A 17,659-nucleotide genomic window follows, 5' to 3' on the forward strand; every position below is an offset into this window, starting at 1 on the left:
TGTTCAGTCCACCGTGTAGTTGAGGATGAGGAAGAGCTCGTCGACCGCGTCCGCGGGCAGCGAGTCAAAGTCCGGGGCGCCGGCCTTGCGGATCTTCACCGTCCAGCCGGTCATCGGCGCCTCCTGGCCGGTGAGATCCTTGGTCGCGCGGTGCATGCCCCGGTATGTGGGGTCGGGGGCCAGCGTGAGTAGATCGCCGGACCCGGAGCCCAGCGGCGCGAGCTGCACCTCGTACGTGGCTGTGTCCTTCATTCGCGCGGCGATTTCCACGCGCCGCACCTTCTTGGTGGCGAAGGCGCGGGTGAATGACGGCAGCCGATCGGTGAGGTCACCGAGTTCGATCGTCTGGTCGTCGGTCGGGTTCGCGGGATGCAGGAACCGGTAGAACTCGTCCGGGAACTCACGCTTCAGGTCCAGCACTCGGTACAGGCCGTTCCGTCCGCCGGCCAGGGCCACGGAGGACAAGGTCTTGTCGATGTCCTTGAGCGCCTCGGTGCGCAGCAGTCCGCCACCCTCGCGCGCGGTGTACTGGAGGTGGATCACCACATCCGAGATGGAGTCCGTGTCGAACTGTGCGATCTCGGAGTTCAGCCGCAGGTGCCAGGAGCTGATCGCGCCGGCCCCCTCGAAGGGCAGATACCGCTGGTCGTCGAACCGCAGGTCGAACACTCCGGCGTCATTGACGGCGGAGCTGGTGGCGATTGACTGGACCGCTGTCACTCCGTCGCGGAACCGGATGTCGCCCGCAGGGTCCCTGGGGTACTTCCCGCCCAGCAGGGAGGCGTCCTTGCGCAGGCTGTTCGCGGTCAGAGTGAGCGTGCACCCCACCGTTCCGTAGGGGCCGACGACGCACGGTACCGACAGCGAGACCGTCTTGAGCCGGCGGAAGTATTGCCCCGGGTGGTCCAGGTCGAAGATCGCCTCGGGGATGTCGATGAAGCACTCACCGTTGGTCTTCAGCTGCAGCAGTGCGACGGGATCCAGGTCGGCGAGTGAGATGTGCTTGGTCAGCTCGTATTCGCGCTTGTGGAGCTCCAGATAGGCGGCGTCCAGTCGGCGCAGGTCGTGTCCGAGCCGTTCGCCGGCCAGGAGGCCCTTCCGCAGGCTGTCCCAGTAGCCGTAGCGGACATAGTTCGAGTCAGAGAGCCCCAGCTCGTGCCGGAAGCACCGCTCAGCCCGCTTAGCCAGGTCGAACGCCAGCTGGTAGCTCTGGAAGTACACGGCGGACAGCTGGCCGACCATCCAGTCGAATAGTTCCTTGTTGGTGAACTTGGTGCGCTGGAAGTCCTCCTCGGCAGTTGCGTTCTCCCGCTGGCGGTCGTGATGGCGGAGTTCCTGTTCGGCGATCCGGTGGCGGATCTCTGCCGCCAGGATCTGCTTGTCGACCTGGGGGAGCTCCGTGGCGGCCATCGCCGCCTGGTGTTCCCACTCCTGCGCGCGCCGGGCATGCCCGGCCAGCACGCTCGCCACGCTGGCACCCTTCTCGGCCGCGGTGGCCAGCGAGCGCAGCACGGAGACCGCCGACTCAGCCGCGCCCCCGATCTGCGGGCCGCCGGTTGACCCCGACACGGTAGGCGTACCGCCGAAGCCTGCAGCACCGGCCAGAAAAGTCGGAATCAGTTTCAGACCACCGCTCAGGATGGTTCCGACCACGATTGTCGCCTCCAAGCCCAGCGAGACGCCGGACAGGGCGAGTGAGACGTGCTCTCCAGTGTTCAGGCCCTCGTCGAGCAACCGCTGGTGGTAGGCCCGTCTGAGCTCGACGACATCGCGGCTGCGCAGGCTGGCTTCCCAGGTCTCCCGCGCCTCGGCCACCTGGCTGTCGCGGACATCCCGCAGGAGATCGAGCAAGGCCATCTCATGACTGGACCGCAGCGCCGTGAACGCCTCGACGTCGCGCTTCTCCAAAGCGCTGAGCATGGCCGCGCCGAGGTTGCTGACCGCGGCGCAGACCTCCTGCGCGCGCTGGAGCATCACCGAGAAGCGGTACGCCGGCATCGGCGCGCTGATGTCGCTGAGCGCCGCGCCGATGTCCAGACCGGCCGCCGTGGCTTTGACCAGCAGGGCGGGGTCGATCGGCGGTTCGAACAACGGCAGCTGACGGACCTGCCCGGCGATGTTCATGCAATGCCTGATCTTGAACAGCCGGTCATCGACGGCGTCCCACAGCGTCAGCAGCTTCTCGTTGGTCGGGATGCCGAAGTACAGCACATCCAGGCGCGGCAGTTCGGGGCCGTCGGGAACGGGCGCGGACGGGGCGGGGACGCCTGGCAGCAGATTCTCCACCTGCCGCAGCACATTGCCGAACACGTCGATCCCGGCCGCCTGGAGCTGGTAGAAGGTCCGCACCGGGTTCGGTACCCGGCGGGGCACGTTCTTGGGCCGAGGCCCGAGCATCGTCGCGGCCAGCACGTACAGCTGAGTCGCCTCGTTGTTGGATTCGACGGTGTCCTGACCGAAGAGCTGGTCACCCCAGGCGATCAGTGTCTGGATGTACTTGATCAGCACGTTCTTCTGGTATGCGACCGTGCGCATTCTCGCGATCAGATGCGGATTGAACGGGTGATCGCGCCATTCGGTAACCTGGGCCTGCAACTTGGCATCGCCCTTGGCGATGACCTTCATGATGTTCTCGATCTTCTGTTGGTAGTAGTCGGCCTTGGTCGTCTCGTAGAACGGCTTGGTGATCCAGAACTTCTGCTGCGGGGTGTCTGGATCGGGGGTCGCGGTGTCGGTGCTGGTCGGGTTGAACACGGAGTGGTACCACTCCAGCGCTTCCTCGAACCGCTGGTTGGCGGCGAGCTTGCCCGCGATGAACATCGGCACGTGGAAGAACAGCTCCCAGTTGTACGCCGCGTACGCGCCCTCGTAGTCGAAGTCCACCTCCTCCGTGGGCCACGGACGCGCGACCGTATCGTTGTTGGGCTGGTAGGCCGCGAAATCGAACGGACTCGCGCTGCCTGGAACGGTTTCCGGGCTGACCTGGATGCGCCGGTTCAGCAGGCCCGGCAGACCCCAGGTGTTCAGCTCCTTGATGAAGAGTTCCACGAACGGGTGGTAGTGGGGTTGGAACCGGAACGACGAGATGGACCAGCTGTGCCAGGCTCGGGAGAAGTACGTCCAGTAGGTGCGGTGGTCGTAGTCGACGAAATAGGTCCGTGCGGGATCCCAGGTGAAGAAGGAACCGGAACCGGCGAACCCCAGGGCCTGCGAGTCGATCACCGTCCAGGTGCGGCCCGGCACGATGTTCTGCAGCAGCATGATCGGCTCGGCGTTCGAATGGGACTGAATGCGGTGCGGCTCGTCTTTCGGGGAATCGATCTCGGACGAGTAGTAGAAGTACTGGGGCGGGTCGAGGTGTTGGATCAGATTTCCACTGAACCGGCTGTTCGGTGGCGAGACGAGGTGCTCGGCGAGGGCCGCCTCACCAGGCGTGATCTGCGGGCCCAGCTTCTCGAAGTAGTCCTTGCCGTTCGGCGCGAGCCAGTCCGGGACCGGGCTCGTGAACAGGCATGTCCGAATCTGCGGTGCCGTTCTCGTCCGGAAGGTGATGCGATCCAGCACGAAGACGGCGGTCGCCAGGCGTGACACCGTCATCGGGGTGTCCGACAGGACCTTCGGTGTCCACTTTCCCTGTTTGAGCTCGCTCCAGTACATCTGGACGTCCCAGTACTTGTCCGGCGTCGGCAGAAAGAAGGCAGAGTTCGCGCTGGGGGTCGGTACGCGGTCTGGGACTGTCGCCTTCTCCAGGAACTGCGGCCAGAACATGTAGAGACGGCGGTTGTGCATGCCCAGCGTCAGATGGTCGGACTGGATCTCGAGGCCGACCGGCTGCCACGGGGTCCAGCGGGCCCGGTTGACTCTGGTGCGGTAGAAGTACTCAGCTCCTTTGTTGCTGCGGGTACGGCCCACGACGTGGAGCACGGACTCGTCGCCGATCCGCTCCTCGTACATCGCGCGGATCTCGAGATTGGCCACCTTGTCCAGCTTTTCGAGGTAGCCGCGGTAGGCCTGTTCGACGGTTTCTGCGGTGACGTCGTTCTGCTGGAGTTCGTTCTCGAGGTCGACGAAGAACGGTGACTTTTCGTCGCGCAGTTCCGGCTCGATCCAGTTCTCCGGGTAGAGGAAGACCTTGCGGTTGGCTTCCCAGATCCGGTAGCGGCGCATCCATTGCCACTGTTTCCACTTGGGGTCCTTGACGGTGCTCGCCACGATGTCCGGCTCGAGGTTCAGCAGTACACGTTGGACGAACAACTGGGCGGAGCCGGTGGCCTGCTTCAGACGGGACGTCAGCGCGCAGGCGCTCATCTCGACGTCGATCAGCAGGTGGCTGTACAGGCCGTTCGCATCGGTCCAGTGCTGACCCTGGATCGGGTCCGGGTGCGCCACCAGCCAGTCCACCAGGACATCGCGGCGCCGCTCGCGCAACGCGTCCTGCACCGGCCGGTTGGCCTTCAGCCATTGCGGCAGGTCGTAGCGCGCTTTGAGTGCCTGCTTGATCCCATCGGCGATCGCGGCGCTCGGCGTGGCGTCGGCCCAGGCGATGGCCCGCTTCGCCTCGACGCCCAGCCGGGGTAGTGCCGCCATGCAGTACGCGACACGACGGAGATTCTCCGCTCTCGCGAGCTGGGCTTTGACCTGGTCCACGCCCGTCGCTGTCAGCCAGCCGAATGCGGTGACGAGCGCGGTGATGTCCTCGGCGCGCCAGGCGGTCAGCTTGGCCAGCGCGGTGATCGTGGCAGTGGACGGCGCGGTCGGCGAGAGCAGTTCGTCGGCGAAGTCCAGCGCGGACAGGCTGGACGCGGGCAGGTGCGACTTCCAGTCGAAGAACCATTGCATCGCCGTCCATCGGCCGATCGCGACGGTGATGCTCTGGTCGAAGCCAAGCATGTCGGCCCGGATCCAGCCGAGGCGTTCGGCGTGGTCGCCGGACAGCCACCAGCTCACCTCGGCGGGCTTCATGTTCAGCTTGCCGATGACGATCGCGACCTTGTGCAGGAGCCGCAGGGCCTTGTAGATGTCCGAGAAGGTCAGCTCGTCCAGGGGGAACTGGAAGCTGCCGTCAGCCGCCGTGACGAGCAGCCGGGGGTCGTTGATCACCCTGCGCAGATCGGTGGTCGAGCTCGGCAGATGGAGCCTGGTCAACGCCGTCTCTGCGGAAGGCTCGTCGATTCCGAGGAGCGCGGCCACCTGCTGGTCGACGTAGAGGTCCTTCTGCGCACGGAGCAGAAACGCCTGCAGCTTCGGCATGACGAAGGCGAACCGTGCGTCGATCCGCTCCTGTCGCTTGGCCGGTGTCTCACCGGGCGGCAGCGCGGCCAGCTTCGTATGGGCTTCGGTCAGATCGTTGAAGAGGACACCGAAGTAGCGGTCGATGAGAGCCTCGCGTTCGGCGGTGCTACCTGTCCAGCTGCCGTTCACGAGGGCCATTGCGGTCACCAGGTCGGCGTCCGCCGCGAGGGTGGGGACGAGCCCCAGACGGGTGGTGACGTAGTCGGCGTCGGTTTCGTCCTTCTGCCGTGCCAGTCGGTCGGCGATCTCCGTGAGGCCTTGTCTGAGCTGTTTCAGAAAGGCCAGTACGGCGCGGTCCTCCAGCGCGATGCCGGAATTGACCGTGAAGTGGTGGGTCAGCAGATAGTCGAGGTCAGCGACGGAGAACGCCGATGACGTCACCTGATCGACCAGGCTGCTGAATTCCACGGCGCTGGCCGGCGACGTGAAGGGGTCGGAGCTCCACATTCTCCCCAGTCGAAGGAATTCACCGATGGTGAGGCCGAGCCCTCGGCTCAGTGCGGTGATCCGGTGCAGGTCGGCGAGGACCCCGGCGTTGAGCGGGGAGCCGAAGTCCAGCGATCGGTCGGCCAGGATGAGGCCGAGGTCGCTCTCGCTGAGGCGTAGGCCGGCGAGCAGGCCAGGTACCCGCTGGCCGATCGTTCCGCCGAGTTCGGCGGCCCGCGGCGGGAAGCCGCCGGTTGCGTCCACCAGCCGGTTCCGGAAGAGGCGCTGGTAGACGGTCTGGACCGGAATTCCTCCGTCCGTGGCGCGGTCGACGTACTCGTGGTCGTCGAAGCCGGCGAACACCGTGACCAGCGTGGACCAGTCCAGCCCGGTCCGCTCCTGCAACCGCCGGATCGAGGCGATGCCGCGCAGCCCGGTGTCGTTGAGGGTCCAGGCAGTGAGGTAGCGGTCGAGCTCCCACATCGGAATTCCCAGCCGCCGCCAGAGCCGCACGAAACGGTGGATCTGGCCCAGTGCGTCCGCGGTCAGGCCACCGATGGTGAAGGAGGAGGTGTCGCAGGCGGCCGCGTTCGGGTCGGCCGGTTCGAGGATGGTGAGGGCATTTGCCGGATCGACCCAGCGCATCTCCAGCAGCTGCACCAGGTCTCGGTAGGCGAGCTTGGTCCGGTGCAGCATCACGGGCACCTTGGCGAGCACTTCGATCCAGGTACCGGTCACGTTCTGGGTCGGGTCCGTCGGGGTGTCCGGGTGCGGAATGGAGTTGCCGGTCTCGGCGAGTCCCCAGTACTCCCACGGCTGACGCCCGAGTGTGCCGCTCAGGACCTGCCGCTCGACATCCCCGATCCCCAACAGCGCACAGTCGACCTGCGCGTCGGTCGGCGTCTTCGCCGCGCCGTCCGGTGAGGACCGCTGGAACAGTCCGAGCAGCCGCGGTTGCGGCACGCCGAGCTGATCCAGGTAGCCGCGGCTCTGCTCGTTGGGGAGGTTGAACGGCAGACTGAACGGAAACACCTCGCCGGTGAGCTTGGTGTAAGCGGAGAGGTTCAGATGCTCGGGATTGGCGCGTACCTCGGCCGCGGAGCCGGTCGTCTGACGGGTCGCCCGCAAGAAGAGGGCGGCTCCCCGGTGGAAGACGCTGTACGAGTGGGTGCTGTCCCTGATCACCCACCGGCCCTGGCTGTCCGGGGCGTACACCCAGGCGTCGTCGCTGATGGCGACGTCCTTCGTCCTCAGCTCCGCCAGGATCTCCGGTGCGATCGGCCCTTCGACCAGCTTCGGTACGATCCCGGGATCCAGGACAACCAGCGCGGGGGGAGTGACGACGTCTTCCAGAATCTCGTTGACCAGGTCGATGTACGGAACGGCGGTGTTGGTGTTCTCGCAGCTCAACTCCACGTCGCCGAGGTCGGGGCGTCGCTCGAGTAGAACCTGAAGGACGCCTTTGCCGCTGTGGGGGCCAGTGCCCTGAGTGCCGCGGTCGCCCAGGAAGCGCAGGACGTCCACGAAATGTGCGGCCGGGCTGTACACCGACCGGCAGGCGGGGCAGTCGCAGTAATCGAGGGATCCGATGAGGGTCTGCAGGCTGGGCAAGGTTCTCGGCTGGGGCTCGCGCTCGAGTTCTGCCTGCGGGGTAGGGAAGGCACCCGCCAGAAGCTGGGACTCAGGCGTCGTCTGCGGACTGGGCAGGGCGGCGGGCAGGGCCCCGGTCAGCGCGCGGTTGTAGTCGGCGAAGGTGGTCAATGCGAGGGCGTACGCGTTCTCCGCCCGGCGGTAAATCCTCCGCGCCTCGATCCTGTTGATCGACCCGGCCAGGACACTGACGAACTGCCCCTCACCCATGAAGTAGATCTGCTGGGCGGAGTCGATGCTCTGGGACAGCAGGGCGTTCGCGGCGCTGAACGTCGGATTGAGTTTGAACACCCGCTGCACCGAAGCGAGCTCCGCGAGGAGCTCGGCATCTGGCTGGGCGGCTGCCGCGCCGTCCTGTCGCTGGCGGTCGCCACCGTTCCGTGAGAGTTGCTCAGCCAGGTAGTGGTCGATCCGGAAGCGGTCGAGGTGGAAGTCAGGATGATCATCCAGGAACCGGGCGACACGACGACTCAGCTGCTCCGCTGACGAGTCAGATCGGACGATCTTCGCCGCCAGGGACGCGGTCGGATAGGACCGCTCGAACTGCTGGTCGAGGATGGCCGCGTACGTCGCCTTCTTCTCCTCGGTGGTGGTGCCGTCCATGTTGTCCGGCACGCCGACCGGAGTGCCGTTGGGAAGCCGTCGCGCGAACACGTCGAACCAGTCCGCTTTGGAATACTGCGCCAGAGCGCGTTTCGTCAGTCGGCCGCTGTTGATGTCGTCGGCCAGCACCGTTACCAGCGGCACGTGATTGCGGGTCAGCGACCCGATTTCCACTACGGTCCGCACCTTCTTGACGGTGGCGTCCGGCAGTGACGGATCATCATCCAGCCGCTTCCACAGCTCGGCCAGCGATCCGGTGTGGTCTGACATCGTGGCGAGAATCGTGGTGCGCTGGTCGGCCGGCACATTGGCGACGTTGAGCAGCTGGCCGATCGTGCCCTTGCCTCCGCCCACGGTGATGTCGGCCGTGTACTTGAGCCTGATGCGCGCAAGGACCGCGAGGAATTCACCGATCCTGGGCCGCAGGTTGGCCGACACCAGGTTGTCGTCGATGGCCTTGACCAGCAGGTCTCGCTGCCGTTGTTCATCCAGACCGGACAGCGCCCGGAGCAGCGCTTCCTCCATCAGAATGATGCGCTCGGGGTGCTGGACGTCGGCGAGCAGGGACTCACGGAAGATCGATGGCTCGCCCTGGCGGAGGAAGGCGAAGAAGACTTCGGCAGGCAGCGGCGTCCCGTCCCGCTGGGTCCTGTCGGCGAGCCGCCAGCTGGCCACCCAGGTGCCGATCTCAAGCGCCGTATAGCCGGTCTCGCCGACGAGGAACGACACGTCCTGATGCTGCTGGTCCTCGCGCAGGTCGATCGGCGCGAGAGTGCCGAGTAGCGGTGTGATGACGCCCGTCTGCACCTCCCATTCGGAAGGCCCGGAATAGACCGCACCCTGAAGCGTCAGGTTGACCTCGTAGTCGGCGGGCGCGTTGTAGTGCACCGGAGACCGGAACAAGACCGTGCTGAATCTGAGCACAACAAGAACCAGGTCTGCCGATCCCTTCTCGTCCGCATTGAATTTGTTGTCGGTGTAGGAGATCTCATAGCGTCCGTCCGGGCCCACGGCTTTTTGACCGAGCAACTGCTCCGTCCGTAGGTCTCGGTCGAACGCTTGCACGGTTACATTCTGCATCGCCTGGCCGAACTGGTCCCGTACGATGCCGCTCACCGTTCGCTGGGCGGGCGTCGTTGGCTGGAACCCCGTCTTTAGACTGATCACCGTCTCCGGTGCCTGCTTGCGGTTCGGCTTGCTCGTGCCCACCACGATTCCGTCGATCAGCACCTTGATGATGACCGTGGCGACGTGGGTATGCGGATCTGAGGAGTCCTCATCCACCCTGATCCGGTAGCGGCCGGCGCTCTCGGTAAAGGCCTCCCCGAGCGGTGAATCCTGGTGACCCTGCCCCGGCCCGGAGGCCCGGACCAGCGCGTCCGGCAGCGGACTGCCCTTAGAATCCGTAATCGTTCCAGTGATCAGATATGACCGCTCTGCTGGCATGATGCTGCTCCCAGTGTCAAACGCGCCGTGTTTTCGGAGCACGTCTTGCCATGCGTTTCCGCTGAGTCAGCACCATGGACAGGCCTAGGCGCCCCTCTTGCCCCGCTATGTAACGACTCTGAGTCTGTAGGGCTAGATTTCGCAATTGCTGCTCCGCCGACGGAGTACACATAGCCGACTATCAACTCACGGTTCCGGGGCCACGTGGCACGCAGCCCGCCCAAGGCCTGCAGGCGTAGGGCGGCCTAGACATACACGCTGCTCTGACGGTGCGAGCGATGTGTTCCTGCTGTCGACCGGCGACGCGGGCCTTGACCCCCTACTTCTCACCCGGCTGCGGGCGCGGTGAGACGGCCGTCGCCTTTCAGTTCACCGATGACAGCGCCACCCGCAGGAGCGGCCCCGCACCGCACCACCGGCGTGTGCCCACGCCGCCCCGGGTGCGGGCGGTCGGCGGCGTCATCGAGAACCCGGATCGACATCGCTCAGGAAGCCTGCGGGCATCGGCCTGGGATCGCCCTGGCAGATGAATGCGCCCCAGTAGTAAGGATCGGGCTTGCGGGCACGCATCGCCAACTGGGCCGCGCGGAACGCGGAACCGCGCGGTTCGCCACGCTTGAGGCGACCGTAGAAATCTTCCATGAGCTCCTGCGTCTCCCGGTCGGGGACCTGCCACAGGCTCATCACCAGGGTCCGGGCGCCAGCGATCCCCACCGACCGGCGCAGCCCGTACACCCCCTGCCCGACGGCGACCAGCCCGCGACCGGTGTCGCAGGCAGACAGCACGACGAGTTCGGTGCCGGACAGGTCCATGGTGGCGAGGTCGGCTGCGGTCAGTAGCCCGTCTTCCGCCTCTTGGGGCAGGTGGCCGCGGCGCAGCCAGGTGTTGGCTCCTGCGAGCGCGAGCCCGGAGTTGAGCAGCGGGGCGGGGAAGGCGCTGAATGCGCGGCGGTCGGCCTGCCGGGTGCTGCTTTCCGCCGGCTGGTCGTCGTCGAGGAAGTAGCCGTGCGAGGCGATATGGAGAATGACGGGCGACCGTTGCTGTTTGAGCGGTCCTTCGACGGCATCGGTACCGAGCCACGCCTGGACACCGAGCAGGTCGGCGACGTGCTGGCCTTCCTCGCGGGTTCCCGGTAGCCGGGCGAAGCGAAGGCCCGCAGCCCGTCGCTCGTCTGGTTCGCCGTCCGGGGGAGCCGGGTCGGTGGTCGTGTCGAGGGCGAGGTCGTAGTCGGGGTCGGCGACGACGACCGGGGGACTGGCCGGCTCGGGGACGGTTGCGTGGGCAGGGACCAGGTCGCGGCCGCTCGTCAGGTAGGTGATCTCGTGGTCATCGATGACGAGGCGGGTGTCTTCGAGGGGCAGGATCTCGAAGGGCAGGGTGTACAGCTGGGCGTCGGGAGCAAGGAACCACCGCGTCCGGTCGTTGATCCGCAAGGGGTCTACAAGGGTCTTGCGTAGTTCGACGGCTGCTTTGCCGGTCGCCCGTGCGGCGTCGTCCGCAGCGGTCTTGCCCAGGTCGATATCGCGTGCCCGGCCGCCACGGCTGACGTAGCGGCGCAGCAGGATGATGTTCGTGTCGATGCTGTCGGCCTTGCCCAGGTCGATCAGGCGGACATCGTCGTCGCGACCGGGCGTGAGGACGAAGGCGTAGTACCGGTCGGGTCCCCACCGGGACTCGCCTTTCGCCCGGACGGCCGTCTCGTCGAGTGTCGGAACGCACAGGAACTCGACGAGCGCCGAACCCTCGGGAAGCCGGGACCGGACGGCTTCCAGGGTGACCCGCTGCAGGACCTCGCCCAGCCATCCGCCGTCAGGAAAGAGGATCCGGAGTTCGGACTCGAGGCGGTCGCGGTTTCCCATGAGGGCCCCCGCCGTGCCGGCGTATTCGTAAAGCCGTTCCAGCCAATCCTCCCGGCTCAGGTCGCCCTGTTCGGGCCATCCCTCCATGAGGTGCGCGTACACCTCTTGGTGGGCCCCCTCGATCTTCGGGTACATTCCGTACCGCAGGTTGCGCGCGAAGGTGGCGAGCACGTCCTCGAGCACATTCTCGATGTCCTGTGGGATCTCGCCGTTCTCGATGCTCTGCAGCACCTCGGCGAGTTTGCTTTGTGCGTCGCCGCCGTCGTGCTCTCTGCTGTGGATCTCCTCGCGCCTGCGGATGAAGTCGGCCTCTGCCACGATTCCCTTGCGCCGCCAGACGACCTCCAACAATTGCGATACCAGGCCGGGGGACTGGAACCGAGGCTGGCCGAGGATGTTCAGCAGTGCGACCGGCTGGTCGACGGAGAGGGACGACATACCTGCCACTGCGGACTGCCCCAGGACGAGATCGTCCTGGTGCCGCTCGGCAGTCAGAAGGACGTTGATCGCCTCGCGTTCGCGTCCCATCCCGACGAGGGCAGAACCGAGATCCCGCAACAGCTCGATGTACAGCGGTTTCTGTTCCGCATCGGTGTCCCCGCCCAGTAGCTCGACCGCGTGTCGCAACAGCTTCTCCGCGCCCTCCCAGCGGCCCTTCGCGAGCTGAACCGCTCCGCGCAGGCGGATGGTGGACGCGATGGCCGGAGCATCGTGGCCCACCGCCCCCTCCATCAACTGGAGGCTGGTCTGCAGAAGTTCGTCGGCCTCGTCGTAGCGGTGTTGGGCCATGTGACACTTCGCCAGGCCAGTGCAGGCGTGCGCGTAGTGTTCGTTGTCGCGGCCGACCTTCTGCTCGATTACGTCCATCGCTTGGCGGAGGGTGGTCTCCGCGTCGTCGTGCTGTCCCTCGGCGGAGTCGACTGCAGCCTTACCGATGAGCAGCATTGCGTGGTCGACGGAGTCCTCGGGGCCAGCCGAGCGATGGAGTTCGATCGCCTCCTCTGCGTAGCGGCGGGCGGAACGCGTGTCCCCGACGTCGAGGTGGAGGACGGCGAAGTTGTGCGTGGTGACCGCGAGGTCTGCGCCTGACTGGCGGCTCATGACGTACTGGTAACTGAGCATCGCCTCCCTGAACCGGCCGGCGAGCTTTTGGGCGAGCGCCAACTGGGCAGCCGTGTCTACGACTGTGGGGTGGTCGAAGTCCAGCTTTGAGTGCTCGATCAGGAGGGCTTCGTGGTACCGGTCGGCGCTGTCGGAATGCCGACCCAACTGGTGATAGAGGTAGCCGAGCTGCTTGAGGCGCGATGCGTACTCCAGCGAGTCTGCGCCGTTCATGCGGCCGACAATCTCTACGATCTCCGTTACCAGGACTTCGGCTGCACTGAGCTTTCCCATGTCGATGTAGACGTTGGCGAGGCCGTCGGCCATGCCGATATACCGCAGGTCGTCGGTGCCGAAGAGGCGGCGCCGAAGATCGAGAGCCTCGCGATAGAGAGGCTCGGCCTCGGTGTGCTTGCCGAGCTCCGCGCACACAAGGGCCAGGTTGCCAAGACACGTCGCGTACGACGGGTGGTCTGTTCCGACCGCTCTAGCGAAGGATGGCAGAGCCTGGCGGTGCATTTCCTCGGCGACCTCGCGATGCCCCTGAGCGTGTTTCGCCTGGGCAAGGTTGTCGAGGAAGGTCGCGTAGGCCTCGCTGAACATTCCATCGAAAACCAGCGCCATCTGAACAGCGGGAACCAGGAGCGGCTCGGCTCGCGTCCAGTCACCAATTGCGGCGTAGGCCATGGCCAACTCGTTCAGACTGCGGCCCGTTTCGGGATGGAACTTGCCGCGCCAGCCGACGACGAGCGCCAACACGACGTCGGCGATGTGGATCGACTGTTCGTGGTGCCCGCTGGACCGAAGAGCGTGGTAGTAGCCCCGGAGGCGGGTGACCTCCGCATCGACCTCAGGCGCCGCCTGGCTCCACTGGCCGAGCAGGTCCGTGTCCATCAATGCGAGCTGGTTCTCCATGCACGTGACGTTCAGGTCGAGGCACTCGCGCAAGTGCTGGCGTCCGGTTTCCAGGTCGCCGGTGGTGATCAGATGCATTCCGGCGTAGCACAGAGCCTGGCACCGCTGAAGAGCATCGTCCGCTTCGGCGATGACCGACGCCGGCTCTCGTCGGCCCAGCGTGACATCGAGGAGGGCAGACTCCCACGGGCCGCCGACGGCCTCGTGCAGGTTCTGCGCGATCGCGTCGTCGGCGGCTGACATCCCCATCCGGCGCATGCTGACGAGGAAGATCTGCGCCATCCCCAGGCTGACGCCGCTTGTTCCCAGGATGTTCATCGCGATCGCGGATGCGGCGGGGTAGTCGCGTCGCACGAACGCCCATAGGCACTGTTCGAACGGTTTATAGTCCACCTGATCTCCCCGTTTCTTACCAATGCGCCTACTGGGTGCGAGGGTCCTGGTCAAGATCGCCAGGGCCGCCCGGTACTCGTGTGATGACCTCGACGGTTTTGACGGCCCAGTCCAACGCGACATGCGGCGCCGTCTCGGCATCACGCTCCATCGCGAGCAGACCGAGCTGGCCCAGGACCCCGGTGATGCCGCGCCGCCCGCCTCGGGCGGACGGCCGGGGAGTCTGCCTAAGCCGGGGCAACGCGAACGGCGCCGAGCTGAACGGCTCCTCCGCGATCAGTAGCACCAGCCAGTCCGTGACTGAGGCGCCCGGCTGAACCGGCTGGTCGGGGGGCAGGGACAGCGTGACGGCCGTACCGTTACCAGCCTCCGCTGTCCAGTGTCCCGCCACGTACTCCCCGGGGAACAGGTCCGCATGCATGCGGTGCCGGTCAGTCAGATCGAGCAGCACACAGAACAGCTTCCGGTCGGTGGTGTTGCGCAGCCGCACAAAGACCGAGGGCGGCTCCCAGCCGGTGCCTGTCCAGGTGTAGGCGAAGTTGAGGTCCTTCACCGGGGCTGGCACGCCGTCGCGGGGCGGACGCCGCTGCCCCGGCAGCGCCAGGACACACTCGAGCTGGATTGCCTCCTCAAGCGCAGGGGAGGCACTTTCCAGGTTGCGTACCTGAAGCCAGCGGGCAATGTGCTCCAGGTCGTGGACGGTCTGCTGGATGCCACGATCATCGACGGGGACCGGGGGCGCCAGAGGCCGACCGTCCAAGCCGGTGACCTGAATCGTGCGGCCGCCGTCTCCTTGGCACACCCGCATACGGAGCCGGCACACAGACTCATCACTGGTTGGGACAACGCGAATGTGCGGCGACGGGCCGCCGCCGGGACCGGCGGTCCGGACGGCCCCGGTCAAGCGATGGACGATCTCAGGGTCTGCTTGGAACGACACCGCCACAGGAGGCAGCGGTACATCGGTCAGAACCATGTCGTACTGCCGTTCCTCATGGGGCGCCCACCCAACTGGCTCGACGACGCTGCGCTGAGTGTCCACTTCGACAACGTCCACCTCCCGGAACGGCGAGGAGCGGTGCACTGCGAACCGAGAGCCCGTGACGACGCCGTGGATGCTCCCCGCGTCCACCTCCCACTGGCCCCGCAGGTATCGCATAGTGACCCGGGCCGTACGTGGCCGCAGAACCCCGCCGAAGATTTCCCTGTCGGCGAGACCGCTGGCGGCTTCCAGGTGGGGAATCTGCCGCATGAGCTGGCCCTCGACACGGCATCGTGCGTAACTGAGCACTTGGCGATAGGTGGCGCCGTGGCCGAGCCGGGCCAGCGTATGACCGAGCGCCTCGGTGAACACGCCGTGCCAGCCGTCCGGGAAGTGCCGCTCGTTGGCCAGTCCCCACTCGTCGCACGCAGACAACGCCACATGCCTGGGCAACTGGGCACCGGGGACCGGCACGGACGGATCCGCAGTACCCGCAACCAACTCGGGCAGCAGATCGCGCAGTCGAGGCGACTCTTCCAACCCGGGAGCCAGCCGCGGGTGCAGGTCGGGCGGCAGGCCCTCACGCATCGCGCTGCGCGAATGGCACGCATCCATGATCGTCACAAGGGTGGCGCCCGTACTGACCACCTCGTGCGCCAGGACGGCGAGCTCCTTGTCGTACAGGTCCGCAACGTCGGCACGGCTGTCGTGGCATACCACCGTCTGGCACATACCGGCGCTTTCGGCGTACCAGATCTCTTCCGGCAACGGCCCCGTCGAGCCGTGACCGCTGTACCAGAACAGCGCGATGTCGTCGGCGCCGAGACCACCGAGATGGCTGCGGAACGCCTCGACAATGCCAGCTCGGGTGGCCTGCTCGTCGCAGCGCTTCTCGATGACTAGATCCGTCGGCGCGATGCGTTCGCGCAACAATTGTTCGGCCAGCCTGACGTCGTTCACACAGCCGCGCAGGTTCAGGTGCGACAGCCGGTATGTGTCGATACCGACCAGCAGGGCGTGGACCTTGGGCATCGTTGAAGTCCTGTCCGTCTAGCGGTCGTGGACGGCTGCACGCGTACGGGCGCCTACACGGGGGCTAGCCGTCGACACGACTTCCACCCGGCGCACCGAATGGTGCAGTCTCGCACCGGTTTGCATGGAGCACTCTGGCGGACGCCAGGGCGCGACGGTCGTCCGAAATAACCCGTGCCGACTCCCCAGTTCACCCCCCGCGTTTGAGCCGTACGACACCCGTCTGCTCGAGTGCCGTTACTCATTGCACGAGCCACCACCACGATCCGTTCCCAGCTGCCCGGGGCGCACAGAAGCACTTCTACGGCGCATCCCGCCACTATCTGAGCGCCTCTACGCCCCCAGGCGACGGCCCATCGAGGGGGAGTGGGACGAGACCTCGGCGCTGAGCGGGACTGTAAAACGTTCGGCCCTGTCTCACATTCGGTGGTGACGGAGGGTTGTGAGGCTCGTTGGCCTTCGTGTGATGGATGTCAACGAGGTTGTGCAGATGGTGTTTTCGGGTCTGTCCCCGCTGGTCATCGAGGATGTGGCCGACGAAGGTGAGCGGATCGTGGTGCGGGCGCGGACTCCGCAAGGCACCGCGGCCTGTCCGGTGTGCGGGGCGTCGACGGGGCGGGTGCACGGCTATCACTGGCGGACGGTCGCCGACGTGCCGGTGGACGACCGCCGGGTGGTGGTCCGTGTGCGGGTGCGGCGCCTGGTGTGTCCCACACGCGGCTGCCGGCAGACCTTCCGTGAGCAGATGCCCGGGGTGCTGGAGCGATACCAGCGCCGCACGGCCCGTCTGACCAGGCAGGTCAAGGCCGTGGTCGAAGAGTTGGCGGGCCGGGCGGGATCACGCTTGCCGGCGATACTCGCGGCGGGCCTGTCGCGCCACACGGCCCTGCGCACCCTGCTACGCATCCCGTTGCCCACCGGGCGGAAGCCTCGCGTGATCGGCGTCGACGACTTCGCCCTGCGTCGGCGGCACCGCTACGCCACTGTGGTGATCGACGCCGAGACCCATGAACGGATCGACGTACTGCCCGACCGCACCGCCGACACGCTGGAAGCATGGCTGCGCGGGCATCCGGGCATCGAGATCGTGTGCCGAGACGGCTCAGCCACCTACGCCGAGGCCATCCGCCGCGCCCTGCCCCACGCAGTCCAGGTGGCCGACCGGTGGCACTTATGGCACAACCTGTGTGAAGCCGCCCTGGGCGAGGTGAAGGCACACAGCACCTGCTGGGCCGCCGTGCTGGACGCGCCGAACTACGACCGGCCCCGCGCGCAGACGACCCTGGAACGCTGGCACCAGGTCCACAACCTGCTCGAGAAGGGCGTGGGCCTGGTCGAACGCGCCCGCCGACTGCAGGTGGCCCTGAACACCGTCAAACGCTACGCGCGGGCCGACCGGCCCGAGCGGATGCTCCGCGTCCCCAAGTACCGCGCCAGCCTCGTCGACCCCTACCGCGAGCACCTGCGCAAACGCCGGGCCGAAGATCCCGCCGTCCCAGTCCAGCATCTCTTCGAAGAGATCAAGGCCCTCGGGTTCGCAGGCTGCCTGAACCTCCTGTACGAGTACATCAACCAGGGCCGCGCGGACGCCGACCGCAGCCACACCTCCCCGCGCCGGCTCGCCCGGATGCTCCTCGCCAGGCCCGACAACCTCAAGGCCGAACATCACGATCTTCTGGCACGGCTTACCGCTGCCTGCCCCGAGATGACCCAACTGGCCGCCGCCGTCGGCACTTCGCCAAACTCCTGACGCCTCGCGCAGGAAACGCCGACGGGCTCTCGCGCTGGATCGTCGAGGTTCGCTCAGCCGGTCTGCCTCATCTGCACGCCTTCGCCCGGGGCCCGGACCGAGACCGCGACGCCGTGCACGCCGCACTCACACTTCCGTACAGCAACGGCCCCATGAGGTTCCCCCGAGATGCGGAGTGTGTTGACAGAGGGTCAGATGGTTCTCATGAG

3 protein-coding genes and 1 pseudogene are annotated in these 17,659 nt (G+C 66.4%); 1 reads left to right on the forward strand and 3 read right to left on the reverse strand.

Annotated elements, in window-relative coordinates; genetic code table 11:
- Positions 1 to 3 precede the first annotated feature (3 nt).
- The 3 genes from H4687_RS44730 to H4687_RS44740 form a co-directional block, all read right to left on the reverse strand.
- Positions 4 to 9,417: a Tc toxin subunit A-related protein gene (locus H4687_RS44730; RefSeq protein ID WP_159026076.1), complete on the reverse strand. Its 9,414-nt coding sequence runs from the start codon at positions 9,415 to 9,417 to the stop codon at positions 4 to 6.
- Positions 9,418 to 9,876: 459 nt separating this feature from the next.
- Entirely contained in the window at positions 9,877 to 13,686 is a 3,810-nt protein-coding gene (locus H4687_RS44735) for a CHAT domain-containing protein (protein WP_046913447.1), read from the reverse strand.
- A gap of 28 nt (positions 13,687 to 13,714) precedes the next feature.
- Positions 13,715 to 15,700, reverse strand: coding sequence for a caspase family protein (locus tag H4687_RS44740; protein ID WP_046913448.1), 1,986 nt, complete (start codon positions 15,698 to 15,700; stop codon positions 13,715 to 13,717).
- A 466-nt stretch (positions 15,701 to 16,166) separates the two neighbouring features.
- On the opposite strand from H4687_RS44740, the pseudogene H4687_RS44745 reads away from it, so the two are divergent.
- Positions 16,167 to 17,602, forward strand: a pseudogene (locus H4687_RS44745) (ISL3 family transposase); the annotation flags it as partial.
- Positions 17,603 to 17,659: the final 57 nt, after the last annotated feature.

The organism is Streptomyces stelliscabiei (assembly GCF_014873495.1).
In the GTDB taxonomy this organism is placed as follows: domain Bacteria; phylum Actinomycetota; class Actinomycetes; order Streptomycetales; family Streptomycetaceae; genus Streptomyces; species Streptomyces bottropensis.

What these genes read in the sequence shown, in the direction of transcription:
- H4687_RS44730 (WP_159026076.1), bottom strand. Translation starts at nt 9,417, where the DNA reads ATGCCAGCAGAGCGGTCATATCTGATCACTGGAACGATTACGGATTCT.
- H4687_RS44740 (WP_046913448.1), bottom strand. Translation starts at nt 15,700, where the DNA reads ATGCCCAAGGTCCACGCCCTGCTGGTCGGTATCGACACATACCGGCTG.